This is a genomic window from Acidovorax sp. Leaf191 (assembly GCF_001424425.1).
Lineage (GTDB): Bacteria > Pseudomonadota > Gammaproteobacteria > Burkholderiales > Burkholderiaceae_C > Acidovorax.
The window spans coordinates 1,220,636-1,246,130 of record NZ_LMPT01000019.1; the positions used below are offsets into that span (position 1 = coordinate 1,220,636).

22 protein-coding genes and 2 pseudogenes are annotated in these 25,495 nt (G+C 60.3%); 5 read left to right on the forward strand and 19 right to left on the reverse strand.

All coding sequences use genetic code 11. The features are described 5' to 3' along the window. Positions 1 to 40: 40 nt before the first annotated feature. From ASG27_RS19675 to ASG27_RS19700, 6 genes are all read right to left on the reverse strand, one after another. A complete protein-coding gene (locus ASG27_RS19675) occupies positions 41 to 421 on the reverse strand; it encodes a hypothetical protein (protein WP_056419692.1) in 381 nt (126 codons plus the stop codon). A 60-nt stretch (positions 422 to 481) separates the two neighbouring features. Further along, a complete protein-coding gene (locus ASG27_RS19680) occupies positions 482 to 3,667 on the reverse strand; it encodes a CusA/CzcA family heavy metal efflux RND transporter (protein WP_056419696.1) in 3,186 nt (1,061 codons plus the stop codon). A 15-nt stretch (positions 3,668 to 3,682) separates the two neighbouring features. Beyond that, a complete protein-coding gene (locus ASG27_RS19685) occupies positions 3,683 to 5,293 on the reverse strand; it encodes an efflux RND transporter periplasmic adaptor subunit (RefSeq protein ID WP_056419698.1) in 1,611 nt (536 codons plus the stop codon). Positions 5,294 to 5,295: 2 nt separating this feature from the next. Continuing rightward, positions 5,296 to 6,651: a TolC family protein gene (locus ASG27_RS19690; protein ID WP_056419702.1), complete on the reverse strand. Its 1,356-nt coding sequence runs from the start codon at positions 6,649 to 6,651 to the stop codon at positions 5,296 to 5,298. Positions 6,652 to 6,808: 157 nt separating this feature from the next. Beyond that, positions 6,809 to 7,168 (reverse strand): cation efflux protein, CzcI family, encoded by a 360-nt coding sequence (gene czcI, locus ASG27_RS19695; RefSeq protein ID WP_056419705.1) that lies wholly within the window; start codon positions 7,166 to 7,168, stop codon positions 6,809 to 6,811. Between the two features lie 42 nt (positions 7,169 to 7,210). Continuing rightward, positions 7,211 to 7,549, reverse strand: coding sequence for a DUF4148 domain-containing protein (locus ASG27_RS19700; protein WP_056419708.1), 339 nt, complete (start codon positions 7,547 to 7,549; stop codon positions 7,211 to 7,213). A gap of 157 nt (positions 7,550 to 7,706) precedes the next feature. Here ASG27_RS19700 and ASG27_RS19705 point away from each other — a divergent pair, with 157 nt between their 5' ends. Together ASG27_RS19705 and ASG27_RS19710 are read left to right on the forward strand one after the other, a co-directional pair. Then, positions 7,707 to 8,393, forward strand: coding sequence for a heavy metal response regulator transcription factor (locus ASG27_RS19705; protein ID WP_056419925.1), 687 nt, complete (start codon positions 7,707 to 7,709; stop codon positions 8,391 to 8,393). Next, on the forward strand, positions 8,390 to 9,727 hold the full coding sequence (locus ASG27_RS19710; RefSeq protein ID WP_082493263.1) for a heavy metal sensor histidine kinase: 1,338 nt from the start codon (positions 8,390 to 8,392) through the stop codon (positions 9,725 to 9,727). Before ASG27_RS19705 ends, ASG27_RS19710 begins: the two co-directional genes overlap by 4 nt. 3 nt (positions 9,728 to 9,730) lie before the next feature. On the opposite strand, the gene cadR is transcribed toward ASG27_RS19710, so the two are convergent. Beyond that, a complete protein-coding gene (gene cadR, locus ASG27_RS19715; protein ID WP_056419711.1) occupies positions 9,731 to 10,222 on the reverse strand; it encodes a Cd(II)/Pb(II)-responsive transcriptional regulator in 492 nt (163 codons plus the stop codon). A gap of 229 nt (positions 10,223 to 10,451) precedes the next feature. Between cadR and ASG27_RS19720 the strand changes: the two genes are divergently transcribed. Next, entirely contained in the window at positions 10,452 to 12,836 is a 2,385-nt protein-coding gene (locus tag ASG27_RS19720) for a heavy metal translocating P-type ATPase (RefSeq protein ID WP_056419714.1), read from the forward strand. Between the two features lie 142 nt (positions 12,837 to 12,978). Here ASG27_RS19720 and ASG27_RS19725 read toward each other — a convergent pair whose 3' ends face one another. The 3 genes from ASG27_RS19725 to ASG27_RS19735 all read right to left on the reverse strand — a co-directional run bounded on the left by ASG27_RS19725 (position 12,979) and on the right by ASG27_RS19735 (position 16,247). After that, a complete protein-coding gene (locus ASG27_RS19725; RefSeq protein ID WP_235504082.1) occupies positions 12,979 to 13,515 on the reverse strand; it encodes a DsbA family protein in 537 nt (178 codons plus the stop codon). Continuing rightward, positions 13,512 to 13,964: a disulfide bond formation protein B gene (locus ASG27_RS19730; RefSeq protein WP_235504083.1), complete on the reverse strand. Its 453-nt coding sequence runs from the start codon at positions 13,962 to 13,964 to the stop codon at positions 13,512 to 13,514. Before ASG27_RS19730 ends, ASG27_RS19725 begins: the two co-directional genes overlap by 4 nt. A gap of 744 nt (positions 13,965 to 14,708) precedes the next feature. Next, entirely contained in the window at positions 14,709 to 16,247 is a 1,539-nt protein-coding gene (locus ASG27_RS19735; RefSeq protein WP_056419717.1) for an IS3 family transposase, read from the reverse strand. A 224-nt stretch (positions 16,248 to 16,471) separates the two neighbouring features. Here ASG27_RS19735 and ASG27_RS28035 point away from each other — a divergent pair. Continuing rightward, positions 16,472 to 16,663: pseudogene (locus ASG27_RS28035) on the forward strand (hypothetical protein); the annotation flags it as partial. A 298-nt stretch (positions 16,664 to 16,961) separates the two neighbouring features. Here ASG27_RS28035 and ASG27_RS27890 read toward each other — a convergent pair. The 5 genes from ASG27_RS27890 to ASG27_RS19755 form a co-directional block, all read right to left on the reverse strand. Then, positions 16,962 to 17,498: an MFS transporter gene (locus ASG27_RS27890; RefSeq protein WP_124514002.1), complete on the reverse strand. Its 537-nt coding sequence runs from the start codon at positions 17,496 to 17,498 to the stop codon at positions 16,962 to 16,964. Then, complete coding sequence (locus ASG27_RS26960) at positions 17,480 to 17,980, reverse strand: hypothetical protein (RefSeq protein WP_124514001.1); 501 nt, start codon at positions 17,978 to 17,980, stop codon at positions 17,480 to 17,482. The genes ASG27_RS27890 and ASG27_RS26960 overlap by 19 nt, the downstream gene beginning before the upstream one ends. A gap of 62 nt (positions 17,981 to 18,042) precedes the next feature. Continuing rightward, complete coding sequence (locus ASG27_RS19745; protein ID WP_056419724.1) at positions 18,043 to 18,783, reverse strand: SDR family NAD(P)-dependent oxidoreductase; 741 nt, start codon at positions 18,781 to 18,783, stop codon at positions 18,043 to 18,045. Positions 18,784 to 18,952: 169 nt separating this feature from the next. Then, the gene (locus tag ASG27_RS19750; RefSeq protein ID WP_056419935.1) at positions 18,953 to 19,525 is read right to left on the reverse strand and encodes a flavodoxin family protein; all 573 of its coding nucleotides are present in this window, start codon (positions 19,523 to 19,525) and stop codon (positions 18,953 to 18,955) included. A 14-nt stretch (positions 19,526 to 19,539) separates the two neighbouring features. Next, positions 19,540 to 20,424 (reverse strand): NmrA/HSCARG family protein, encoded by an 885-nt coding sequence (locus tag ASG27_RS19755; protein WP_056419726.1) that lies wholly within the window; start codon positions 20,422 to 20,424, stop codon positions 19,540 to 19,542. Between the two features lie 159 nt (positions 20,425 to 20,583). Here ASG27_RS19755 and ASG27_RS26170 point away from each other — a divergent pair, with 159 nt between their 5' ends. After that, entirely contained in the window at positions 20,584 to 21,489 is a 906-nt protein-coding gene (locus ASG27_RS26170) for a LysR family transcriptional regulator (RefSeq protein ID WP_082493268.1), read from the forward strand. A 21-nt stretch (positions 21,490 to 21,510) separates the two neighbouring features. Here the strand turns inward: ASG27_RS26170 and ASG27_RS19765 are convergent. The 4 genes and pseudogenes from ASG27_RS19765 to ASG27_RS19780 all read right to left on the reverse strand — a co-directional run. Next, positions 21,511 to 21,978: pseudogene (locus ASG27_RS19765) on the reverse strand (IS3 family transposase); the annotation flags it as partial. Between the two features lie 344 nt (positions 21,979 to 22,322). After that, on the reverse strand, positions 22,323 to 22,991 hold the full coding sequence (locus ASG27_RS19770; RefSeq protein ID WP_124514000.1) for a hypothetical protein: 669 nt from the start codon (positions 22,989 to 22,991) through the stop codon (positions 22,323 to 22,325). Continuing rightward, positions 22,988 to 24,115 carry a hypothetical protein gene (locus ASG27_RS19775; protein WP_056419734.1) on the reverse strand — a complete coding sequence of 376 codons (1,128 nt, stop codon included), beginning with the start codon at positions 24,113 to 24,115 and terminating at the stop codon, positions 22,988 to 22,990. Before ASG27_RS19775 ends, ASG27_RS19770 begins: the two co-directional genes overlap by 4 nt. Next, entirely contained in the window at positions 24,108 to 25,073 is a 966-nt protein-coding gene (locus tag ASG27_RS19780; protein ID WP_233247172.1) for a hypothetical protein, read from the reverse strand. Before ASG27_RS19780 ends, ASG27_RS19775 begins: the two co-directional genes overlap by 8 nt. Positions 25,074 to 25,495 lie beyond the last annotated feature (422 nt).

A 25,495-nucleotide genomic window follows, 5' to 3' on the forward strand; every position in this document is an offset into this window, starting at 1 on the left:
GTTCGCATGGACTGGAGCGATGCTTCGGGCGGCGTTGGTGTTACTTCAGCGTGAAGCGGACCGAGGCGACCGACTTGCCGGCCTTCGAGACGGCGACCACGGCTTTGGTACCGGCGGGGACCTTGAAGCTACCCGCGGCTTCCAACTTGCCCTCACCGGCTTGGAGTTGAACCTCCTGCTTCTCGCTGCCGGCCAGCAGGGTGACCTTGGCGGTCATCCCCGCCACGGCAACGGGTTTTCCGTGGTCGCGCATGAAGAGCTGCAGCTTGTCGGCACTGGCGACGAATTCGTACTCGACGTCCTTGGCTTCCGCCACAGCACCACCATGCATCGGCTTGACGTCGTGGCCGTGGTTGTCAGCCGCGATGGCTGCGCCAGAGATCGATACCGTGAGGGCGAGAAAGAGGTGGGAGAGTTTCATGGCAGTTCCTTTGGGGTTGGAGAAATGGGAAGGTCCCGCGATCAGCGGGACCGCCTTTGACTACACAGGCTTCGGTGCGTCCGGGTGGGAGGGCTCGGCAGACACGTCCTCGGCTTCTTCATCGGGCCTGTGGGCCAGCCGGTAAAGAATCGGCAGCACGAGCAGCGTGAGCAGCGTGGATGAAAGAATTCCACCGATCACCACGGTGGCCAGAGGACGCTGGACTTCCGCGCCGGTGCCTGTGGCGATGGCCATGGGAATGAATCCCAGCGAGGCCACCAGGGCGGTCATCAGCACCGGGCGCAAGCGGGTCAGGGCGCCATCCCTGATCGCTTCGTCCAGGCCGACACCGCCTTCCCTCAGGCTGCGGATGTAGGAAATCATCACCAGGCCGTTGAGCACTGCCACCCCAGAGAGCGCGATGAAGCCAACGGCCGCGGAGATGGACATCGGAATGTCCCGAAGCCACAGCGCCAGGATGCCCCCTGTCAATGCGAATGGGATGCCGGTGAAGACCAGCAAACCGTCCTTGGCATTGCCGAACATCGCGAACAGCAGCACGAAGACCAGCAGCAGGGAGACCGGTACAACGATCTGCAGGCGCTTGGTGGCTGACTGCAGGTTCTCAAAGGTGCCACCCCAGCTCGTCCAGTAGCCGGTGGGGATCTTGATCTGCGCCAGGCCTTGCTCGGCCTCTGCAACGAACGAGCCCACATCCCGTCCGCGCACGTTGGTGCTCACGACAATGCGGCGCTTGCCGTTCTCTCGGCTGACCTGGTTGGGGCCGGGTGCCAGCTCGAACGATGCGACCTCACCCAATGGGATGAAATTCGTCTTGGCTTCCGTGCCACCGGCAGACCGCGGCAACGGTATGGGTAGCCGCTTCATGCCTTCCAGGTCATTGCGAAGCGCCTCAGGCAGGCGAACCAGGATGTCGAACCGGCGGTCCCCCTCGAACATGGTGCCGGCCTCACGACCACCGATGGCCGTGGCCACGGTGTCCTGGATGTCGGCAACGTTCAGCCCGTAGCGCGCTGCCTTCTGGCGGTCGATGTTCACCGTGAGCATCGGAAGGCCCGTCGTCTGCTCGACCTTGACCTCGGAGGAGCCCTGGATCTTTTGCAGCATGGCGGAGACTTCTTCAGCGGACTTGTTCAACACGTCCATGTCGTCACCGAAAATCTTCACGGCCACGTCACTGCGCACCCCTGAGATCAGCTCGTTGAATCGCAGCTGAATGGGCTGGGAGAACTCGTAGTTGTTGCCGGGGATCTTGCCAATGACTTCCTGGATCGCCGCGAGCAGCTCATCACGGGTCTTTCGAGGCTCGGGCCATTCATCCATCGGCTTGAGCATGATGTACCCGTCCGAAATGTTCGGCGGCATGGGGTCCGAAGCAATCTCCGCAGTACCGGTTCTGGCGAAGATGCGCTCGATTTCGGGGAACTTCGCTTTCAGCGTCTTTTCGATCTGCTGCTGCATCGCCACCGACTGGGAAAGGCTGGTGCCCGGAATGCGCAGTGCCTGGATCGCGAAGTCGCCTTCATTGAGGTTGGGTACAAACTCGCTGCCCATGCGGGTCGCGATCAGTCCGCACAGGACCACGGCAACCGCGGCAATGGTGAGAACCAGCGTTTTGGCGCCCATCACGCGATCAAGCATGGGGCCGTACAGGCGCTTGGCGTGGCCCAGCAAAAAGTTCTCCTTCTCGCTGACCCGATTGCCGATGAAGAGGGCCACAGCTGCCGGGATGAAGGTCACAGAAAGGATCATCGCGCCCACCAAAGCGGCAACCACCGTGAAGGCCATGGGGTGGAACATCTTCCCTTCCACGCCCGTCAGCGCGAAGATGGGCAGGTACACCACCATGATGATGAGCTGTCCGAACAGCAATGGGCGGCGCGACTCCTGGGATGCCAGGAACACTTCATGAAAGCGCTCGGCCCGCGTCAACGGCCGGCCGTGGTGCGCCTGCGCATGGGCGAGCCGCCGAACGCAGTTCTCCACGATCACCACAGCTCCGTCAATGATGATGCCGAAGTCCAGGGCCCCCAGGCTCATCAGGTTGGCACTCACCTTGTAGTGGACCATCCCGGTGAACGTGAAGAGCATCGACAAGGGGATGACCATTGCCGTGATGACTGCGGCCCGGATATTGCCCAGAAAGAGGAACAGGATCACGATCACCAGTACCGCGCCTTCCAGCAAGTTCTTCTTGACGGTATTGATGGCCTTGTCGACGAGCACGGTGCGGTCATAGACCGTCACCGCGTGCACGCCCTCTGGGAGGCTCTTGTTGACCTCCAGCATCTTCTTGTCCACTGCCTGCGAGACGGTCCGGCTGTTTTCTCCGATCAGCATGAACACCGTGCCGAGAACCACCTCGCGCCCGTTGTCGGTTGCGGCACCCGTTCGCAGCTCCCGGCCAATGCCCACGTCGGCCACGTCGCGCACGCGCACAGGAACACCGTTGGCACTGCTGAGGATCACGTTGCCGATGTCCTCCAGCGACTTGACCTGTCCAGGGGCGCGAATCAGGTACTGCTCGCCGCGCTTTTCGATATACCCAGCGCCCACGTTGCCGTTGTTGCGGTCCAGTGCCGTGACGACGTCTTGCAGCGTCACGCCCAGCGAGGCCAGTCGTTCCGGGATGGGGGCGATCTGGTACTCCTTGGCAAAGCCGCCAATGGAGTTGATTTCGGTCACGCCAGGAACGTTTCGCAGCTGCGGCTTGATGATCCAGTCCTGGATCTCGCGCAGGTCGGTCGGGGTGTAGGGACTGCCATCGGGCTTCTTGGCCCCATCCTTGGTTTCGACGGTCCACAGATAGATCTCGCCCAAACCGGTTGAGATGGGCCCCAGGGCTGGCGTGATGCCGGCGGGCAGCCGGTCTCTGGCTTCCTGGATGCGCTCATTGACCAACTGGCGCGCGAAATAGATGTCGGTTCCGTCTTTGAAGATGACGGTCACTTGCGACAGTCCGTACCGTGACAGCGACCTGGTCTGCTCCAGGTTCGGCAGGCCGGCCATGACTGTCTCGATGGGATACGTGACCCGCTGCTCGGTCTCCAGAGGCGAATAACCGGCGGCCTGGGTGTTGATCTGAACCTGGACGTTGGTGATGTCGGGGACCGCGTCGATGGGCAGCTTCTGGTAGCTGAAGACGCCCAGCGCCGCCATGCCCAGGGCCGCCAGCAGCACCAGCCATCGCTGCTCGATCGAGAATCGGATAAGTTTTTCAAACATGTATGGGCTCCGGGATCAGTGCGTGTGTTCGGCAGATCCCTTGCCGAGTTCGGACTTCACGACGAAGCTGCCTGTCGAGGCGTAGGGCATGCCGGGCTTGAGGCCCGACAGGACCTCGATGCGCTTGCCATCGCTTCGGCCCAGCTTCACAGGTTGGGCGATGAAGCCGCCGTCGACCTTGAGGAAGACCACGGGCTTTTCTCCGACGTTCTGGACTGCGTCGGCCGAGATGGTCACAGGCGCTGCCGTTTCTTCGGACACCACCTCGACGTTGACGAACAGGCCGGGGCGCCAGGCGCCCTTGGGGTTATCAAGAACGACGCGGGCCTTGGCGGTACGGGTCTGCTCACCGATCAACGCGCCCACGAAAGCGACAGTACCCGTGGCGGAGGCATCGAAGGCGGTGGCCTTGATGGTGACCTTCTCGCCCACCCGCACCGACGGCAGATCCTTTGCAGGAACATTGATCTCAGCCCACACCGTGGCAAGGTCCGAGATGGTGAACACCGCCGCATCTTCCTTGACGGCCTCGCCAAGACTCAGGTGCTTCTCGATGACGATGCCGTCAAAGGGCGCGCGCAGTTCGATACGGTTCAGTCCGGACTCGGACGAGGTGGACAGGCCCAGCGCACTGAGCTTCTGATTGGCGTTGGCAACAGCGACCTCCGCTTCGCTCAACGCCTGCCTGGCCTGCAGGTAGTCCTGTTCGGCGGAGACCTTCTGCTCCCACAGCTTCTTTTCCCGCTCGTAGGTGGTCTTGGCCAGCGCCAGGCGCTTTTGCGCCGTCTGCAGCTCGCTGCGCTGCTCCGAAGCGGTCGGGCTCGCAATGGCGGCCAGAACCTGCCCCTTTTTGACGACCTGGCCCAGGCTGGCGCTGACACTCTCCACCACACCCGCCAGACGGGGAACCACGTGCGATGTCCGGTCCTCGTTTAGCCGGATCTCGCCGGGCAAAAGCAGCGCCGTCTTGATGTTGGCTGCCGACGCAGAGTCCACCGTAATGGAGGCGGCCTTGATCTGGGCATCGGTCAGTTCGATCTTTCCCTCTTCCTTGCTCATCACGAACATGAAAGGTTCGGTGGCCGTCTGCGCAATGATCTCGATGTCGAACGCGTGGGGTTCGGCGACGATCTCGCGGCTGACCAGGCTGTCCTTTTCTGCGGCAAACGTCAGGTTTTGCTTGTCGTCTGTGGGGCGGGTCACTGTTGCCGTGACCGTTACCGTGTTCAGGGGGAGCGGCTTGTCCTTGTCGGACAGCCAGATCCGCAGCCGAGGCTCGCCACCGTCTTCGGACAGCAATGCTTCCAGGCTGAAGTCGCCTTCCTTGAACACTGTGCCACCGTGGGGGCCCTTGGCCTGGCTCTTTTCATGGTGCTCGCCATCGGCGTGGCCTTTGTCGTCGTCGTGGCCTTTTTCACCGCCTTTGCCGTGGTGTTCTCCATCACCGTGCCCCTTGGCCTCGGTATGGCTGCCGTGGCCGTGGCCATCGCCCTCGGCGGCGACTGCAGTGGGCTTGCCGCCGCCTTGTAGGATGAAGGCTCCTGCCCCGACCCCTAGCGCGAGGACAACGGCAATAGCGATGAGATGCTTTTTGCTGATGGAGGATGTGCTGATGTTCATTGTCATGCTCAGTTGTGCGTTGCGATCAATCCGGAAACCGTGCTGGCCCCAAGCAGGCGGTCGACATCCGCCGCCGCGCGGTGTGCCTCGCCCAGGGCTTTGAGGTACTGGGATTTGGCGGTGAAGTAGGTGCGCTGGGCATCGAGCACCTCCAGGAAGTTGAACTTTCCGTTCTCGAAGCCAATGGTGGCCGCGTCGTAGGCCGACTTCGCGCCGGGCAGAACGTCCTGTTGCAGCGACTGGATCTCCGCAGTGATGGTCGAAAGGCGTTCGCGCGCCTGCGCCACTTCGCTGTGCAGGCGTACCGTGGCCGCTTGCAACTCGTCGCGGGCCTTGTCCTCAAGCTTGAGAGCTTCCAGCAGGTTGCCCTGGTTGCGGTCAAACACAGGCAGAGGCACGGAGACACCAAACAGCAGGACGTTGCGTTGGGTCTCGTTGCTGCGCTGCATGCCGACGCTGACGGTGACATCGGGCACGCGCTTGCTTTGCTCCAGTGCAGTCAGGGCCTGGCGCCGATCCACCTCGATCCGCGCAAGGACAACGCCTGGCGAAGAAGAAATCAAGGGCTGAAGATCGGCGAGGGGCGGTACCGCGGGAAGGTGGTCGGCTTTGCCCTCGAGGACGGTGAACGGCGCGTTGATCTGTCCCAACAGCGCAAACAGGCGAGACAATGCATTGCGTTGTTCGCTGGCTGCCTGTGCGAGCTCGACGCGAACGCCGGCTTCCGCAACGCGGGCCTTGGACTCTTCCACAGGTGATACCTTGCCAGCGGCTACGCGCTTGGCTACGGTATCCGTTGACGACTTGGCCAATGCCACGCTGTCTTTGGCGAGCGCCAATCGCTCCTGCGCCGTCAGGACGTCGAAGTAGGCTGCGGCCACATTGGCTCGCACGGTGGCCTTCAGCTCAGCGAGCTGGGCCTGTGCCTGCTCGCGTGATTTTTCGGCCGCCTTGGTACGCGCTGCGCGCTTTCCACCCAATTCCACGGGGAGGTTGAGTTGCCAGCTTTGCGTACGTGTTTTGGAGCGTGCGTCTTCCAGCGAATAGGCAAGCTCGGGATTGGGGCGTGAGTGCCCTTGAAGAATCTGCCCTTCTGTTGCCTCCAACTGGCGGGTAGCGGCAGCCACCTCTGGATTCCCGTCCAAGGCCAACTCGATGGCCTTGGCCAGCGACAGAGGCTCAGCGGGAGACACCGCGGCAGTCTGGGGCGCCTGTACTCCACCGACTGTGCCTTGCGACATGCCCTGAGAAGAGGCCCCGCCCGAGAAGGTCAGCAATATGGCCGCGGCACCTGCTGCGAGCCTGAATTTCGTGCGGCCGCCCCATGCGTGCGGCTTTCCTTGAAGGTAAATACCCTTGAACATCCGATTCTCCAGTGATTTCAAAACACGAGGGAATCGGCGGGGTGGCAACCGTGCAGCTGCCTGGCAACTCGTCAGTCAGTGCAGCCGCGACACGCACAACTGCAGCCGCCAAGGGGCGGTCACGACTGACTGAAAGAAGGAGAGATGCCCCCGCCGATCAGGCGAGGACGGGCCACTGTGGGCGGTCGGGAGGTGTGGGCGTTACAGCCGCCAGGCGCTCGCCCGACGGTGAGTCCACGCGGCTGTCATGGGAGACGCGATGTTTGGCGCAGGACCAGTTGAGGGCCCCGATGCCGGCACCATGGCAAACCGAGCAGTCGACATCGGACATGTCGGTGCCTTGGCTGGTCTTGTCGGCTTGGCCGACCCCGCTTTTGGCTTCGTGCTTGTGCTCGTGATGCCCAAGGTGCTGGGCCTGGTCGGTCGAGTTCTCGTGCATGCAATAAGCAGCCACCGCGGACCAGCTGAACTGGAACGGGAGCAATGCAAGCATAAAAACGACGATCAGGCGGCGCATTTTTTGAGTCTAGCACGCGGTCAAGAAGACTTCGTGTGCCGATCAGCCGCCCGCGCCGTACAGTTCCTGGTTGCGCTGCTTCTCAGCGGCTGACATGTTCAGGTACTCCTGCTGCACCTGCTCACGCGTCTTGGAGCCACCCGTTGCTTTGACAGGCAGTGCACCACCGCGAGACAAGATCGCCAGCGTACCGTCCTTGCGCGCGGCTTCTACAGACTGAAGCACTTCGCCACGGGACACGTTGCTTTGGACGTGGTCGGGATGGGTGGTCATTCCCACTTCGCCACCGGCTGGATGGTAGAGCGCCGAAGCAGATGCCAAGCCTGGGGCCGCAATGGCCAGGGCAATCAGGGAGAGTGCGAGGGGTTTGCGAACGGTCATGGTGTGGTCCCTTGATTCGAATGAGCCAGCGGCGATCTACCGCGGCTATGCCTTTCGACACAGGGGGTACTGTAAAAATCGGACCTCGACAAGGCGCCAACAGCCAGATGACAAATTCGTAATCTACGAACAGGCGGCATTCTTCGAGAATGGCACCATGAAAATTCTGCTCATTGAAGACGAGGTCAAGCTGGCCGAGTACCTGCGCAAGGGCCTCGGAGAGGTCGGTTATGTGGTGGACGTCGCCCATAACGGGGTGGACGGCCTACACATGGCCCTTGAAGGCGGCCACGATCTGCTGGTGCTGGACGCGATGCTCCCAGGGATCGACGGCTTCAGCCTGCTGACGGCCTTTCGCAAGACCAGGCAGACCCCTGTCTTGATGCTCACAGCCAGGGTCAGTGTCGAGGATCGGGTGCTCGGACTTCAGACGGGTGCGGATGACTATCTGGTCAAGCCCTTTGCGTTTTCCGAGTTGAGCGCCCGCATCCAGGTTCTGCTCAGGCGCACCCAAGGTGCGCGGGTCGCGGCAGAGCCCACGCAACTGCGTTTGGCCGACCTGGATGTCGACCTGGTGCGGCGCAAGGCGTCCCGAGGCGGTCAGCGCTTGGAGTTAACTGCCAAGGAGTTCCTGCTGTTGACCCTTTTTCTGAGAAGGAAGGGAGAAGTGCTGTCCCGCACGGAGATCGCCGAGCAGGTCTGGGACATGAACTTCGACAGCGATACCAACGTGGTGGAGGTCGCCATACGGCGCCTGCGTACCAAGATCGATGTGCCCTTTGACACCGCGCTTCTGCACACCATCCGCGGTATGGGGTACGTCATGGAAGAGCGCAACGGATGAAGGCCCTGATCCAACATCGCTCATTGCGCCAGCGGTTGTCGTGGTGGCTGGCACTTCAGAGCTTTGCCGGGCTCGGGCTGGTCTGTCTGGCCGTCTACCTGGTGACCGAATTCAACTTCCGAGATCGACAGGAGGAAACGCTGGCGCAAAAGGAAAACGTCATCCGGCACTTGCTGGTGGACGGCAAGGAGCACGGGGATTCGGAAGACCTTGCTCACAAGCTCGATGATTTCCTGGTAGGGCACGGAGATCTTTCGCTTGAAGTCGCGCAGGCCGATGGGGCCATCCTCTACGCCCATACCCGCAACCAGAATGCGAAGACGGTCTGGCGCCAGCGGCAGTTCGAAGTGGCACTGGCTTCGGGCCAGACGGCCTCAAAGAGTTTGCGCGTCCAGCTGTCGCTGGACATCCAGACCGACAACCAGTTGCTGCACCGTCTTGCAGTCACATTGCTGGTGGCAGCCATTGGCGGGGCCGTCGTGGTTTCGCTGGGCGGCTTCTCCCTGGTCAACCTGGGCCTGGCGCCCGTTCGAAGACTGGCCAGCCAGACGCGCGCCGTTTCGGCGGACAACCTCCACCAGCGGCTCGATGGCGCGGAGCAGCCCCTTGAACTCGTGCCGCTGATCGACCAGTTCAATGCACTCCTGGCTCGCATTGAAAAGGCCTACTCCCAGATGGAGGGCTTCAATGCGGACGTGGCGCACGAGTTGTGCACGCCTTTGGCCACGCTCATTGCCAACAATGAACTGGCGCTGCGGCGCCCCGAGCAAGCGGATATTCGCGAGGTGCTGGCGTCCAATCTGGAGGAGCTGCATCGCCTGACCGGTATCGTCAACGACATGTTGTTCCTGTCCCAGGCAGATCGGGGCGTGGGAGCGCGTCGCGCGCCCGTGGCTAGCCTGGCATCGGTGGCGGCCGACGTGCTGGACTACCACGAGGCAGCGCTGGCCGAGGCGGGTCTCACCGCGAAAGTGGTCGGCGATGCGCATGGCACCTTCGATGTGCCGTTGTTGCGCCGGGCATTGTCCAACCTGCTGGGAAACGCAACCCGCTACGCGAGCACCGGCTCCATCGTTCAGATCAACTTGAGAACTGGTGACGAGGACCGCGTGTTGATCAGCGTCACCAACTACGGCAACACCATCGATCCCGAAATACTTCCCCAGCTGTTTGACCGGTTTTTCCGGGCAGATCCTGCTCGCAGCCATGGGCAGAGCAACCACGGCCTGGGTCTGGCCATCGTGGGCGCGATTGCCCGCATGCACCAGGGCAAGCCGGTGGCCAAGTCAGAGAATGGGGTGACAAGTGTCGGGTTAGAAATTCGCGCTCACTGAAAATCAGCGTCGTTTGTTGGCCCGCTGCCTCGGAGCCACGCCAATATCATGATGAGCACCTGGCGGGTGGGCCTCGCTGGGCTGCATGTGATTGTGTTGAAGTGCCGCAGTGGCCAAGCCGCCCAAGATGCCGCACTCACCGGCGAGGTGGCCTGGTGAGCACTGCTGCTGCAAGCTGCGCAATTCCGACTCCAGTGCCTGGAGTTCCCGGATGCGAGACACCACGTGCCCGATGTGCTCCTGAAGAAGTGCGTCCACCGCGCCGCAGTTTTCATCCGGAGCGTCCTTGAAATGCAACAGCACCCTGATCTCATCGAGGGTCATATCCAGGCATCGGCAATGGCGGATGAAGGCCAGACGCTCGACATGACTGCTGTCGTAGACCCTGTAGTTGCTTTCTGTGCGCATCGCGATCGGCAGCAGGTTCTCGCGCTCGTAGTAGCGGATGGTCTCAGTCTGCGTGCCGGTGGCCTTGGCAAGTTCGCCGATTTTCATAAAGCGTCCTTTGCAAAATCTGGTTTCCGTAGGACAAGGCGGCGAGATTTGGGGAGTCGCTTGACTTTAAGGTCACTACAGGGTTTCCAATTAGGCCATGAAATCAGAAACCAGCACTTCCTCTAGCGTTAATGACACCTGCTGCTCCTCGGGCTGCTCCAGTACCGTTGCCTCGCCTCCTGCCGCCGCAAGCAGCCCAGGCAAAGGCACGCTGTTGCGCATCGCCACCATGGACTGCAGCGCCGAGGAGTCAGAGATCCGCCGGGCGCTGGAACCTCTAGAGGGAGTCCGGTCATTGGGCTTCCAACTGGGCGCGCGCACGCTGAAGATCGATGCAGAGGATGGTGTCTTGCCCTTGGCGCTGGATGCCATCCGCAAGGCGGGTTTCGATCCACAGCCGGTGTCTACTGCGGCACACACTCAGGGTGGCCAGGGCCGGGTGTTTCGCATAGCGACCATGGACTGCAGTGCCGAGGAGGCGGAGATTCGCCGGGCGCTGGAACCTCTGGGTGGAATCCGCTCCCTGGGTTTTCAGCTGGGCGCACGGACGCTGAAGATCGACGCAGAGGAAAGCACCTTCCCGTTGGCACTCGACGCTATCCGGAAAGCGGGCTTCGATCCGCAGCCTGTGGCCAGCTCCGAGGGTGGACAGGCGGGCGGAGCAGCCGACGACCACGACCATGGACATGGTTTTGCAGGTGGCATTACCCGGTTGGTGGCTGCGCTGGTGTTCGCGACTGGGGCAGAGGTCTTGTCGTTCTTTGCACCGGACCAAATGGTCTGGAAGGTGGCGGGCATGGCCATCGCCGCCGTGGCGATCTGGCTGGCGGGGATCGACACCTACAAAAAAGGCATTGCGGCACTTTTGCGCGGCAAGCTCAACATCAATGCGCTGATGTCGGTGGCAGTCACCGGGGCATTCCTGATCGGTCAGTGGCCCGAGGCCGCCATGGTGATGGCCCTGTATGCGATTGCCGAACTCATCGAGGCCAAGGCAGTGGACCGGGCCCGCAACGCCATCAAGGGCTTGCTGGAACTGGCGCCGGAAGAGGCACTGGTTCTGGGAGCAAATGGGTCGTGGTCTGCTACACCGGTGGCTTCGGTGGCCATTGGAGCAACCGTGCGCATCAAGCCAGGCGAGAGGGTGCCCCTGGACGGCAAGGTGACCAAGGGCAACGGGGCCATCAACCAGGCGCCGGTGACTGGAGAGAGCATTCCAGTGGACAAAGCGCCTGGCGACCAGGTGTTCGCAGGGACCATCAACGAAACTGGTGAACTGGAGTTTGAGGTTACTGCCTTGTCCAGCAACACCACCCTGGCCAGGATCATCCAGGCCGTGGAGCAGGCGCAGGGCACGCGTGCACCGACGCAGCGCTTCGTCGACCGCTTTGCCTCGATCTACACCCCGGCTGTCTTCGCCATTGCCGTGGCGGTAGCGGTGCTGACCCCTTTCCTGATGGGCCTGACCTGGCTGGAGGCGCTCTATAAGGCCTTGGTGCTGCTGGTGATCGCCTGTCCATGTGCTCTGGTCATTTCCACACCCGTCACAGTGGTCAGCGGATTGGCCGCGGGAGCGCGCCGCGGGATCCTGATCAAGGGCGGAACCTACCTGGAAGACGCCCGGCTCCTGAAGGCCGTTGCGCTGGACAAGACGGGCACCATCACCGAGGGCAAACCCAAGTTGGTGAAGTGGCAGGTGTGGGGTGCCGGCGATGAGTCCGCAATCCAGCTGATGGCGGCCAGCCTGGCGGCCCGATCCGATCACCCGGTCTCGAAGGCGATTGTTCAGGGCCTGGAGGCGCAAGGCCCAGAGGCTGAGAGCTTCAAGGCCTTGCCGGGGCGCGGTGTCGAGGGCTGGGTCAATGGTGCGCGCCTGGTGCTGGGCAATCACCGGCTGATTCACGAGCAGGGATTGTGCGGGCCGGAACTGGAGGCGGAGCTGGCCATCCACGAAAAGCAAGGTCGCACGGTCACCCTTCTTGCAGACGAATCGCGCGTCCTGGCGCTCTTCGCGGTAGCGGACACCATTCGCGAGACCTCAAAACAGGCCATCGCCGATCTCAAGGCACTGGGAGTGACTTCGGTCATGCTGACAGGCGATAACACGGCCACTGCAAAGGCCATCGCAGCGCAGGCCGGCATTGATGATGCCCGCGGAGATCTGCTGCCCGAAGCCAAGCTTGATGCTATCAAGGAGATGCAAAAGCGCTATGGCGCCACCGGTATGACCGGCGATGGCATCAATGACGCGCCGGCGCTGGCGCAGGCCGACATCGGCTTTGCCATGGGCGGTGCGGGAACCGACACAGCGATGGAAGCGGCCGACGTGGTCATCATGAACGATGACCTGCAGCGCGTCGCCGAGACCGTGCGCCTGTCCAAGCGCACCCATGCCGTTCTCTGGCAGAACATCACCTTGGCGCTGGGTATCAAGAGCGTTTTTCTGGTGATGGCGGTGGTGGGCACTGCGACCATGTGGATGGCCGTTTTTGCGGACATGGGGGCCAGCTTGCTGGTCGTGGGCAATGGACTGCGCCTGCTTCGCGGCACGCGGGTCGAGCCTGCCGCCAAGGCCCAGCCTGCGCAGCCCAAGGAGCATGCCCATTCCCACTAGCGATTACCCGGGACGCACGATGCCTATTTGCCCGCCTTGGAGACCTCCTGGGCTACCAGCTCAGCCAGTTGCTTGGCGCCAAAGCTGGGCAATGGCCGCCCATTCACAAAGAAGGTCGGGGTCTTGTCGACCTTGAGGGCAGTCAGGTCCTGCACATCCTGCTGCAGCATCGCTTCCAGCGTGGGCGATGCCATGTCGGCCCGAGCTCTCGCAATTCCAGACCTGCCTGCTCGGCCGCACTGTAGGCCAATGCCAGATTGGGACTTCCATGGTCTGCCCACTGTGGCTGTGCCGCCAGCAGGGACTCCAAGACCAGGAGGTACTTGTCCTGCCGCCGGGCGGACTCCAGCAGCTTGACCACCTCTCCCGAGCCCTGGTGAAACGGCGCATACCGAATGACCAACCGTACCCGGGTAGGATACTGCTTCATGAGATCTTTCACGACCGGATAGAAAGCGCGGCAGGTTTCACACGCGGGATCGAAGAATTCGACAATTGTCACGGGCGCCTCGCGGGGACCGATGACCGGCGAATGCATGCGCACCAGCCGCTCAGACTGCTCGGAGGCCTGCTGCTCTTGCTTGCTGTGCACACGGCTCTGGTAGAGACTCGCACCTACCCCGAAGGCGGCAAGTGCGACGCCCAGCACGAGGGCGATGATGTATTTGCGGTGGATCATTTTGCTGTTTTGCGCAGATAAAGGCAGAGTGAAACGGCGATAACAATGAACGCCGTCAAGGAAAGCCAGGGCAGTTCAATGCCATAGAAAAAGTCGAGCTTCTGATCGGCGCAGGACACTCCTACAGCGCATGGAACCCATGCCCTGGGAACCAGGCCTGCAGCCAGAAGGCTGTGGTACCCCGCTACGGCCGCGCCTGCAATCGCCAGGGGCAAGGCATAGACCGCTCCCCGGCGGTCATCGCTGTAAAAGGCCATGCCCAGCACCAATGCCAAGGGGAACATGGCAATGCGCTGATACCAACACAGCACGCAGGGGGCCATGCCCATCACCTCGCCGATGAACAGCGCGCAGCCAGTTGCCACAACAGCGGTCAACCAGGCGGCTAGAAGCAGCAATGAGGTCCTTTTCATCGGTGCCTCCATTGCATCCTCAGGGGAGTGCAGCAAGGGGGTGTCGCAGGACTACTTGCGGTGGTTTGCGGGCCAGGCGGCCCAATGGCTATGGACATGAAGAGATCCCGAAGGCATGCGTCAAGGCCGGCCCACAGGGGGCGGCACGCTTGGCAGGGATCGCAGTGGATTGCTGGGCGATACCCTGGTCAGGCCAGGGCGTGCCACTGAGGACGTTCGGGACGGCTGGCAGGCACTGGGGACCAGCGCGCTCTGATAGAAATGCCAAAGTGCTCCTGCCCGACGGCCGCGCAAACGCCGCGCCGCGCGGGCAGCGCCTCTGGACCCTGGGCGTGGCATGTGCCGCACTCCACTTCGATAGCGGCAGTGCCCATTCGAGCTGACTCCCGAGCCCGCTTCTCGTCGGCCGCAGCCAGGCCCATTTGGTGGTGTTCGCACAAGTGCCGTGCTGTCATGAGCGAAACCCCGTACTCCGGCGCGCTGTCGTGCGGCCCCACTGCAGCCCAGACCAATTGCAGCGGCAAAAGCACCAGCAAAAGAACAAGCAGTGGGGAGCGCATCCAGAAAATTGTACTGGCGTCTCGAACGCAGTCGGCACGCGCGCAAGCATGCAGGCGCGCCGGCCGTGCGGGCCACACGGCACGCCCGAGTGGGCGCTATGAACATAACAAACTTGTAATCCTGCGGTGCGCAAGCTGTCGGCATGCGCTCAGCAAACTGTCTGTTGATTTCCACGCAGAAGTGACCCACTGGGGGTGCGGATAAAAAGTTGGACTGGTTTTATGCCGCAAGTCCAAGGCTCGCCCGGTATTCGATGGGGCTGAGGAAGCCAAGGGAGATCTTGATCCGCTTCTCGTTGTACCAGCGGATGTAGTCATCGACCACCTCAATGAACTGCTCAATGGTGACGCTCTTCCAGTCCCGAGGATAGAACAGCTCATTCTTTAGCCGCCCGAAGAAGCCCTCGCAAGCCGCGTTGTCAGAAGAGCAGGCCTTGCGGGACATCGAGCGGGTGAGGTTCGCGTCATTCATTCTCGAGAGCCAGCCAGGCCAGCGATAGTGGCCCCCGCGGTCAGAGTGGACCACTGGTCGGGCGCTTGTTTCAGTCACCGTCTCTATGGCTGCATCCAGCATTGTGTTGACCAGCTGTGCATCAGGGCTCGTGCCAATGGTCCAGCTCACCACCATCCCATCGAAGCAATCGATGATCGGCGACAGGTAGACCTTGCCTGCCGGTATCTGGAACTCCGTGATGTCGGTCAGCCATTTCTCGTTGGGGGCTGCTGCCTGGAAGTCACGGTTGATGATGTTCTCCGGTGCCGGGCTGATCTCGCCCAGGTAGGACGCATACCGCCGCCTCTTGGGCTTTGCAACGACCAGGCTCTCTTGCTTCATCAGCCGCTGCACCACCTTCTCCGAGATGGTGACGTCCTGCTTGGTCAGCGAGGCCTGCAGCCTGCGGTAGCCGTAGCAGCGGTGGTTGGACTCGAAGATCTCGGTAAGGGATTGGCGCACCCCAAGGTACTTGTCGCCAACCGCTGCATGGGCGCGATGGTAGAAGTACGAACTACGTGCAAGACCCAACTTTCCAAGGAGCTCTGGCAAGCCGTAGTGCTCCTTGAGGGCGTCAATCAGCAGTGTCTTCTCCCGGTTGGACAGGAGCTGCAGATCGACGCCCAGGCCTTTTTTTAACAGTTCATTGGCCTTATTCAAGAGGTCCTGCTCCAGGCGCAGTTGCCTGACTTCGCGGCGCAACGCCTCAACCTGGCGCTCGAGCTCGTCGCGCTCACGTGCCTGCGGTGATTGATGAGTGTGTTTCATGGATGCGGGCGCCTCACGTCCCAGAAGCTGGTTCTTCCAGTTGTACAACGTTGGCCGGCACACGCCTAGCTTGTCAGCCACTGCCTGCGCACTTTCCTGCCGAGTGCAAAGCTCCATGACTCCCGATTGCTTCAAGCTCTCGGGATACCTTCGTTGGCCCACACTGCCAACGACAGCCCTCCTAGCCTCAGGGAATGCCTCACGCACCCATTTGGTAAGCGTTCCACGACAGGGGTAGCCCAGCGCCCTCATCGTGGCCGCGATGCATCGGTCATGGGTGAGGTAGTGCTCGATCGCCGCCGCTTTCTGGGCCGGTGAGAACTTGGGTTCTCGACCTGCGTAGCCGGCTGGCAAATCAAGACGTTGCTCGTATTCACGGAACCAGCCCTTCAAGGAATTCTTGGTGGGGTAACCCAGCTGACGGATTGTGGGTCTGACGCGTTTGCCCAGCTTGATATAGAGCTCAACAGCTCGGATTCGATCTTCGTAGGAATACATGAACTACCTCCTGGTAGTCCAAGTTTTTGTCCGCATCCCCGGTGGGTCAGCTTTGCGTGGAAATCAACATCGAGCGTCTTCTACTAGTCGAGGCCATCAGCATTAGCGTGCGATGCGTCGTCGCCCTCAGAAAAGCGTGGCCATCAGGCGCCGAATCCCGCCAACCTCACCCGATACGGCGGGAACGCGGCAGGCACGCCAAGGTACCAGTGCGTGAGCTCCCGGAAGATCTTCGCCTTCGGCGGGCCAGCGACGACGGGACAACACGCGACTTCACCGCAACCGAGGCGACGCTGATCTACAGGCGCACCAAAAACCTACGTGCCTTGCAACTGCTCCTGGGGCACTCCAAGCTTGAGTCGACCGTGAGAGCGGGACCGCTGCGCCCCTGCTGGCAGCCTAAAGACATCGATTGAAGCGCGTGGCCATGGCCGCTATGCGGTACATAGCGTGAGTTCGGCTATACGAATCGAACGGCAGCAAGCGCTGCAGAACCGGCGTCCGGCTTGGCTGCTACAGGCTGATCTCAGTCATTCGTCGATCGAGGCTGGAGTGACTGCTGTTGCCACAAGCCGTCGTGTGCCCTGAGCAACCGTCTTGGAAGTCAAGCGCAATGGTAATTTGGATCCCAAGTGGAGCCGTGCTTGGCAATGGCGTTACACAGCAGCAACGCCGTGAACGTCAGCATGACGACGCGGCAGCCCAGGCGCCTCGTCAGCAGTGCAATGACGGCGCCCCGACAGCTCCGAACAGCGCTGTGACCGTGATCGCTTGGCCAGCGGCGCCGTCGCTGATGCCCAGGTCGGTGGCCATCGCCGTCAGCAGGCTGATCGACAGGAATTCGGCCATCACTAGGCCGAACACGCCCAGCGTCAGCGATGCGATGGCGGGCCAGATTGAAGTGTCTGCAGCTGGCTTGGAAGGCGACTGCACGGGGTTGCCCGAGCAGGTAGAGCCACTGGACGAGGAAGACACTAAAACCCCTTCAAGAAGACGGGAGGCGATACCAAGCTTGGCAACCAGCCATTGCCAGAAAAGACCGGGATCGAAGACGGCTGCTTTCACAACCGCTTCACCCCGTGACCAAAAGCAGCTTGAGGATCTGCTGGGGAACATCGCCAAGCTCAGCCGCATTTGTAAGTTGTTTTTTGTGGTTTTCTGCGCAAAATGCTTCCAAAAAACCAACTTACAAACTGTCGAGCACAAGAAATGTGCGGTGCTGGAGCGCCTTGTTATGAGTTTCCACCACATGATGTACGATCTATTGTGTATTCAGTAATATTTTTTTCATCATTACCTTGATATACATACCTAAACACGACACCTTTAGATAAAGCGATCAACATATTTTCGCTTCCACACAGGCTTTGTGACATAACTGGAAAATAGATTGATTTTACTTCTTCTGGGTCCACTTCATTAGAGGATGCAGAGACTACCGTATTCAAGAAAGTGATTTGCAGTCCATTCTTTTTAACGCTTTCCAATCTCATTTCATCATTTATCATTTTTGGTGTTTTGCCATTTGACTCGGCAACCAAAGCATCAACAATGTCTTTAGCATCAATTTTTTCAATTTCTTTCGCACTTGTATTGAGTGTCGCAATACCTCTATAGGCTCCAAAAACAATGACCGCCAATAAAATAAATGCTGATAGTTTCTTAATCACAAAATAACCTCCAATATTCTCATAACTTGGCGATGGCAAAGTCAAGAGGCGGCGCACGTTCATCGCTACTACGCCGTCGAACGAGCGAGAAGACCGCTCGCTGCAACAACGTGATGAGGCCAAATTTATGCGTTGGCTGCGCCGTCCACCGTAAGTTCCGCTCCGTTGATCGACCGAGCCTGTGGACTGGCAACAAAGGCATACAGAGCGGCCAGCTCGTCGGGGTCCGCGTAACGCGGAATCGCCATGCGCTGCAACTGGAACTGCGCATGCTCGCCGTCCGCGGGATTCATGTCCGTGTCGGTTGAGCCCGGGTGGATGACATTGACCGTGATACTGCGGGAGCCGAGGTCGCGTGCCAGCCCTTTGGTGAGGCCGATCAATGCGGCTTTGCTTGCCGCATACAAGGTCATTCCGCCTCCCGGCACACGAGTCGCTAGGTTGCTGCCTGTGTTGATGATTCGGCCACCATTGCTCATGTAGGCGAGCGCCGCTTGCGTGGCGACGACAACCGCACGCAGGTTGACAGAAAGGGTCTCGTCAATATCCGCGAGGCTGGCGGATTCGATGGAGCCCGTGCGGAAGATCCCGGCGTTGTTGACCAGGATGTCGAGCCCTCCGAGTTCTGCCGCTGCGCGATCGACCGCTGCTTTCACTGAAGTCGGGTCGGCTGCGCTCATCGGGACCGTGACGGCATTGCGTCCGGTGCTGCGAATCGCCTTGGCAATCGCATCCGCTGCCGTGGCGGACTTCTCGTAGCCAATTGCGACATCGGCACCTTCAGACGCAAGGCGACGCGCGACCGCAGCTCCGATTCCACGGCTTGCGCCAGTGACAAAAGCACGTTTTCCAAGAAGTGTTTTCATGATTGCAAGTCCATTTATGTATCGAACGGTGCCTAATGTTGGCGAGCAGCCGAGTTGTGCCGTGCACAGACGCAATCCGTCCCGACCTGCTGGCCGGAACTCGATGCGGAGATTCCCGAATGGGGCTGGCCCTGCGGCTGAAGCCCCGGATCCTGAAAGGAGCGCCCTGTTACGCCTTGTGAGGCGACGTATTCGAGTAGCGCTTCGCAACGTCCCGAAGCCGTTCGCCAAAACGCCTGGCCGTCTCGATATCGCCTTCCAACATTTCGTCAACCCCCGCATCGACCGGTGTTGTGGCCATTGCGCCTGAAGATGAACCGACATAGTTCACGTCGTTGCGCAGAGCTGCCTTGGTATTGGAGGGCATCATGCCGGTGCCCACCCACAGGCCGCTGTGTTGCATGGCAAATGTCATGAAGTACTGCAAGGTGGACAGCTTGTCGCCGCTCATGCTTCCGCTGTTGGTGAAGCCTGCGAAGAGTTTGTCTTTCCATTTCTGGGCCATCCAGGCCGCCGAAGAGTCATCGGCAAATCGCTTGAACTGCCAACTCGCGCTACCCATATAAGTGGGTGAGCCCAGCACAATCAAATCCGCGGCAGCCAGCCCCATCCAGGCGGACTCAGGCAGAGTACCTTGCGCATCAATCTCCAGCAATGCGGCCTCCGCACCTTGGGCAACGGCCTGTGCCAATCGACGGGTATGGCCGTAGCCGGAATGGTAGACAACCACAATGGATGGCATGGTGTGTTTCGCCGTCATTGGGCAGCCCTCCAGCGCTCAGCCGTTTCCAGCGCATAGTCGCGGTAGCTCCGCAACGACGTGCCCAGTTCTTGCTGCATGCGCTCGACTGCACCAGCGGAGCCCACCTCGCCATCCATCTGCATGCGCGCCATCATCAGCCGCATGTCGTACGCCATCCAGGCGGGTGCAAAACTCCGGAACCGCGCTTCAAAAGGTCCGATGTCGTCACCCGCGTACCGGACGGTCTTGCCTAGCACATCGCTCCATACAGCTGCGGCAGTTTGACCCGACAACGCGATTGGCCCCACGACATCCAACACCTCCGTTGGCAAGGGTTCGCTTGCGGCGTCTCGGCGCAGCAGATGTCGCGCGGCAACTTCCGCCACGTCACGCGCGTCCACCATGGAAATGCCTGCACTGCCGATAGGCATGGGGTACACGCCCCGCTCCAGAACATCGGACTGAATCAAGGCATCGTCGTTCTGCATGAAGTAAGCGGGACGCAGAATGGTCGCGTGCATACCGAGCTGTCCGATCATGCGTTCCACCGTGTGCTTTCCAGTGAAATGCGGAACATCGGTGAAACGGTCGCAGTGCATGACAGACAGGTACACGATGCGTTCGATACCCGCTTCGCGCGCCAGGTTGAGCGCAATCAGTGCCTGGGTAATTTCGTCTGCGGCCACAGTGTTGAGCAAGAAAAGCGTTCTCGCGCCAGCCATGGCAGCGCGCATCGAATCCACGTCCTGGAAGTCTCCCTTGACCGCCGTAACGCCGGGTGGAAACTGTCGCTTCTCTGGTGTTCTGGAGAGGGCATGAACGTCTGCGCCTTGCGCGGCTAGCAGCGCTACCACATGTGAGCCGATAAGCCCCGTGCTGCCCGTAACGAGTATGGTCATTAAAGTTCCTTGAGTGTGTGCAATGGTTTCGTGAAGCGGGTCTACGGGCAGGCAAGGAAGCGATCCATGTGTGCTCGTTCGACCCGGCAACAAGCTGAATTGTTTATGGTTTAACCTTGCACAAATAGACTCGTTGTGTAGACACCGGCGTACCGAAATATGAACAATCAAAACTACTCGATCGACGATCTCCAGTGGTTCATCAAGATCGCGGAGGCAGGGAGCCTCTCAGGGGCTTCTCGCCAACTGGAGGTTCCCAAATCAACCTTGTCGCGCCGCCTGGCGCGCATGGAAACGGCAGCAGGGGTCAGCCTCGTCAAGCGCAATACCCGAGCCTTCGCATTGACCGACGCTGGCCAACGCCTGCTGGACGGAACAAGTCCGCTGATCCATAAATTGAACGCCGTCACCCATGACCTTCTTTCTCAGGATCAGACGCCAAGTGGTCGCGTTCGCCTAGCTGCGTCAGCGACATTTGGCAAAGTTGTGCTGCTTCCGCTGGTGACTGAGTACCTGTTCAAACACGAACATTTGGAACTGGATGTCAAGCTCAGCAACCGCCACGTCAACATCGTCGAAGAAGGCATTGATCTGGCGGTGCGCATTGGCGAACTTGCCGATTCCAGTCTGAAGGCCCGTGCCATAGGCACCGTACGTCCAGCTCTATTTGCAAGCCCCGCTTATGCGAACCAACATGGGTTGCCGGTGCATCCCGGTGAACTCAGTGCTCACGCTGGCCTGCTGCAGTCGAGGGAAGCCGCAGAAATCAAGCTGCATTCGCGAAGCAGAACCGCAAAAGGACTTTTGCGCTCACGTTTGATCATCGGCCCTTCCGACGCCTTGCTGGCGCCGACATTGGACGGACTGGGAATCGCCGTACTGCCCGAGTTCCAGGCAGCGCCGCTGGTCGCATCAGGTAAATTGGTCAGAGTGCTGGAGGGCTGGCAAATGTCCGCGCTGAAAGTCCAGCTTGTCTACCCCATGCAACGCCATCAATCGCCAACAGTTCGGGCACTGATGGCGTTTCTCGCGGAACAGATCCCCAAAAGGTTGAAGACACTGTAGATCTGAATCGCCCCGGCATTCCTAGACACCGTTGAGCCGTTGGGAATGTCGCTGTTCGAACTCTACAGGGGATAATCCTGCCGCCGATGAATGACGGCGCTGTGAGTTGTAGAACATTTCGATGTAGTTGAAGACGTCCGCTCTCGCATCATCACGGGTTGCATAGACCCGCCTGCGGATGCGTTCGCGCTTGAGCAGTTGGAAGAAGCTCTCGGCCACAGCGTTGTCGTGGCAGTTGCCACGCCGGCTCATGCTGCTGACTAGGTTGTGGTCGCGCAGAAAGGTCTGCCACTCGTGGCCGGTGAACTGACAGCCTTGATCGGAATGAACTATGACAGGTGCACGCGACTGGTGGGGCCATAGCGCCATCAGCAGTGCATCGAGGACCAGGCTCGTGTCAATGCGGCTGCCCATGGACCAGCCCACTACCTGGCGTGAGAACAGATCGACCACAACCGCTAGGTACAGCCAGCCTTCGTGGGTTCGGATACCCTCTTTCGCGAAGCCATTTGCCTGCACAAGCAAAAGCACATGTACGACGAATAAAAATCTCAGGCGCATCGTCTTCTCCCTCGAATAAGGCTATTGTTTGCAGCAATTGTCTTGGATGGCCGCACCGCTTCGCATGCGTACTCGTCGGCCTGCGCTTGCACTGGCAACGCAGGTTGCGTTGGTGCCGCCTGAATCTGACCTTGTTCGGTGAGTCCGGCGAATCGAAGCTCAGCTTCCTGACGCCGCCGTGAAACCACGCAGTCGGCGGCACCGTGAGTCGTTGCTTTAGGACACCCGCTTAACCGCCAGAGCAATATTTGGTTTGAACGCCCGGCCAATCGTCACAGCGGCAACGACGCTCGGACGATGGAAAGCAAATCCTCGCTTGGCTCCTGATCGAAACGGGCCACGCCGTTGTTCGTCAACAGCACCGTCAAGCGCTTGGGGCGCATGAACCGGATCTGAACCTTCTCGATAACATGCTTCTTACCGTGTACGAGTGCCTGGGTTGCCCCGAGAACGTCGACACTGCCCTTGATGACCGCTTTGGCCTGGACATTGGAGGCGAGTTCCATCGCTCCCAATTGCAGTGAATCCACGATCCCCACTTCGTTCAAGCGCCGCTGCACTTCGCTCGCCCAGTCCAGCACGTTGACCGAAAGCGGGCTGATCGCCAAAGCAAAGTCGGTTGCCTCCGCCAGCCGGCTGATCATGGTCTGAACGCCGCGGGGGGCGTCCACGAGTTCCAATCCTGGGCCGGCCACTGCCGCCTTGAATTCACAACTTCGGTATTCGACGCGGTGAAAACTCGCCTCCACCCCAAATGGGTCGGTAACGGTATCGTCGTACTCGATCTTCTCCACGAATCTGGCATCGAGAAAATCGTCTCTGACCCGATCCAGAACGAAGCCTTCGACCTGCTCTCCATCAAACGCCTTCACGCGAAGGCGTTTGGCCAGAACTCGCATAGAGATTGGCCATCGAGCCTTTAGCCAGCGATAGCGTTTCATGAAGTGGTCCCCGCTTCCGAATCCGCACCAGCACCCGCCGCCTCGGCGAGCAATTGCGCCAAGACGGTACGGGCAGTCTTCTCGATCATCGCGAGCAGGGTTGCCTTCTCCGCCTCGCTTACCGGGCGGATGTTCTTTGTATACGCGCCATTCTTGAACTTGAGCGCACCATGAATGGAGTAGCGAAACTTCTTGCCGGCCTGCCGATCCTCAAAGCCCGCGTCGCATTCGATGATCGCGTAGGGGTGGACGTTCTGCTTCGCGCGCCAAGTGATCGACGTGATGAAGAAGCCCTTGTCCTTCAGCTCTTGGTACATCTCGGAGGCGACCAGGTTTTCACCGCTGAGCGCCACGTTCTCGACCACGCCGAGCATCTTCTCTTCGGCCTCGTCAACGTCGTCACCGTCCATATCGAAGTCATCGTCCTCTTGCTCCGAGGTCGAATGGGCGACCCGCAGGCGTGAGACGGTCATCAATGGAAAGTCGGGTAACGACGAGATCAGCCGCGTGAAGAACGTCGTTCGCGCCTCAGCCGAGGTCAGGCCAGTCAGCTCAATCTCTTCGAGTTGCACAACGGCCTTCTTGTGAGCTTCAATTCGCTCCCGCAGCTTGTCGACCATGGCACGGGCGCGGTCGGTTGCCGGTATGCGGATCTCGGTGCGCTCCCCGACCTTGGTGAAAACCAACTCTGCATCTCGATCTTGGCGCTGCAGCAGCCGCGTCTTGGAGTAGTCAAACTCGGAGTAGGTCACGTTCATGACGAATTCGGATTCGCTCTTCTTGTGGGCGCGAACGACCTCCTGGACTTCGGCCTTTTGGTATTCGCTGACGATCTCCTTGAGCTCGTCTGGCGACAGTTCGGTGTTCAACGAGATCGTAGCCGTCTTTTCGCCCCGCTTCGAGGCCTCGCGCCGCTCCAGAATGCCGCACACATCCGCGTAGTCGTGTGGGAGCAGCGACAGGTACTGAACCAGCGCCTCTCTTGACTCGGCTGGCGAACTGAAGATGCCGCGGTCGCGCAGCAGCTCCAGCAAGACCGCTTCCGTCACCTTCTGCTTGGCGGAGAACAGCAGGTCGTGGATCTCTTTGTTCGTGGCGAAATACAGCTGCCCAGGATCACGCATAGTCCATCCCCAGATCGATCGAAGAGAACTCCGTGATGGCCTGCGTCATCTTCGTGTAGCCGATGGCGTTGACCTTCGCGGCCAGCTCAGTCGAGTGGCCGTCGTCGCCCAGGCTCTCGACGTAGCGCTGCTTGGCCTTTTGAAAGCGTGCAGCGGCTGCAGCATCCGAGGCCATGGACCGAATGTCCACCTTGGTCGCATCCTCCAGGACTTGGTAGTGGCGCAAGAAATCGAGAAGGTACATGAACTCCTCTTCGGTTTCTCCGGATCGGCGATAGAACACGATGACACCTCGCTGGGCGAGAGCAGGCCCATGTTTGTACTCGAACACGATCCAAGGCGATGTCAGCATCTCCAGCGTGGCCGCGCGTGCCTTCTCCGGCTGGAGATTGGCTCGTCCGTCCAATTGCGGATAGAAGAACTTGCAATGCTGCGCCGCCGGCAAGGCAGCTGGCCCAGCGGCGCCACGCAGTTGTCGAATGTCGTACCGAACGTTGTCGATCCAGTGCACGTCGCGCGGGCCCAAGACGAACAGCCGCGCACCCTTGGGCAGCAGCAGATCCTTGGGCGTGGCTGCGCTCAGCACAGACGAGAAGTCCTTGTCGTACTCACCGTCGTGGTTGTAGACGAAGAGCAGTCCGCAGACGTTCGGCGTCACGTTGCCATGCATGTAGAGGTCCCGCCAGCGCTCGCTCTTCTCTGCGCAGGCGATCTGCTTCGCGAGGCTGGCAATGGCCCCCTGCAAGGTCGCGGTAGTGATGGAGCCCTTTGCGTAGCTCTTCAGGTCGCAATGAACGAACGTCCTGCGCTGCGCATACGGCTCGTCGTAGTAGAAGACCACATCCGCCGGATGCGTGTCGACTCCATGAAGGACCTTGTCCTCACAGGGCCAGTTCTGATCTTCGGGGCCGACCTTTGTCCAGAAGAATTCTGAGAACACTTCATCAGACAGTTTCATAGCCATTAATGCGATCTTGCTCGTTTCTGACACTGAGCCTCCCTAAATACGGCTTCTTTACACTGTTTATAGATTATGGATGGAGCCGTGCTTTTGGTGGCCAGCGGTCACGGGAGGTCGTAGTTGTGTTCCTTGGCAAGTGCTAGCGCCCTTGCGCGGACGACTGCTTGAGGTCAGCCAGCGTGAGTTCGCTCACGTCAAGCCACCGTCTGCAACCGCTGCATTGCAGACAAAGCCTAGTATCGGTACTTTTCTGAGAATACCGTCTACGCTGTGGTGACTCGATGAGGAGACGCGATTCCCGAGCACGACAGGATTCACTTGTTGCCCGCAAAGTGGGTAAATCTTCAACGGCTGCAAGGATGCGCTCCTATACGCCTAACAGGCTGCTGAAATACTCCCCGCCAACCCTCTGCGCCTGC

Coding starts and splice junctions, on each gene's coding strand:
- ASG27_RS19675 (WP_056419692.1), bottom strand. CDS start 421: ATGAAACTCTCCCACCTCTTTCTCGCCCTCACGGTATCGATCTCTGGC.
- ASG27_RS19680 (WP_056419696.1), bottom strand. CDS start 3,667: ATGTTTGAAAAACTTATCCGATTCTCGATCGAGCAGCGATGGCTGGTG.
- ASG27_RS19685 (WP_056419698.1), bottom strand. CDS start 5,293: ATGACAATGAACATCAGCACATCCTCCATCAGCAAAAAGCATCTCATC.
- ASG27_RS19690 (WP_056419702.1), bottom strand. CDS start 6,651: ATGTTCAAGGGTATTTACCTTCAAGGAAAGCCGCACGCATGGGGCGGC.
- czcI (WP_056419705.1), bottom strand. CDS start 7,168: ATGCGCCGCCTGATCGTCGTTTTTATGCTTGCATTGCTCCCGTTCCAG.
- ASG27_RS19700 (WP_056419708.1), bottom strand. CDS start 7,549: ATGACCGTTCGCAAACCCCTCGCACTCTCCCTGATTGCCCTGGCCATT.
- ASG27_RS19705 (WP_056419925.1), top strand. CDS start 7,707: ATGAAAATTCTGCTCATTGAAGACGAGGTCAAGCTGGCCGAGTACCTG.
- ASG27_RS19710 (WP_082493263.1), top strand. CDS start 8,390: ATGAAGGCCCTGATCCAACATCGCTCATTGCGCCAGCGGTTGTCGTGG.
- cadR (WP_056419711.1), bottom strand. CDS start 10,222: ATGAAAATCGGCGAACTTGCCAAGGCCACCGGCACGCAGACTGAGACC.
- ASG27_RS19720 (WP_056419714.1), top strand. CDS start 10,452: ATGGACTGCAGCGCCGAGGAGTCAGAGATCCGCCGGGCGCTGGAACCT.
- ASG27_RS19725 (WP_235504082.1), bottom strand. CDS start 13,515: ATGATCCACCGCAAATACATCATCGCCCTCGTGCTGGGCGTCGCACTT.
- ASG27_RS19735 (WP_056419717.1), bottom strand. CDS start 16,247: ATGTATTCCTACGAAGATCGAATCCGAGCTGTTGAGCTCTATATCAAG.
- ASG27_RS27890 (WP_124514002.1), bottom strand. CDS start 17,498: ATGTGGTGGAAACTCATAACAAGGCGCTCCAGCACCGCACATTTCTTG.
- ASG27_RS26960 (WP_124514001.1), bottom strand. CDS start 17,980: ATGAACGTGCGCCGCCTCTTGACTTTGCCATCGCCAAGTTATGAGAAT.
- ASG27_RS19745 (WP_056419724.1), bottom strand. CDS start 18,783: ATGAAAACACTTCTTGGAAAACGTGCTTTTGTCACTGGCGCAAGCCGT.
- ASG27_RS19750 (WP_056419935.1), bottom strand. CDS start 19,525: ATGCCATCCATTGTGGTTGTCTACCATTCCGGCTACGGCCATACCCGT.
- ASG27_RS19755 (WP_056419726.1), bottom strand. CDS start 20,424: ATGACCATACTCGTTACGGGCAGCACGGGGCTTATCGGCTCACATGTG.
- ASG27_RS26170 (WP_082493268.1), top strand. CDS start 20,584: ATGAACAATCAAAACTACTCGATCGACGATCTCCAGTGGTTCATCAAG.
- ASG27_RS19770 (WP_124514000.1), bottom strand. CDS start 22,991: ATGAAACGCTATCGCTGGCTAAAGGCTCGATGGCCAATCTCTATGCGA.
- ASG27_RS19775 (WP_056419734.1), bottom strand. CDS start 24,115: ATGCGTGATCCTGGGCAGCTGTATTTCGCCACGAACAAAGAGATCCAC.
- ASG27_RS19780 (WP_233247172.1), bottom strand. CDS start 25,073: ATGAAACTGTCTGATGAAGTGTTCTCAGAATTCTTCTGGACAAAGGTC.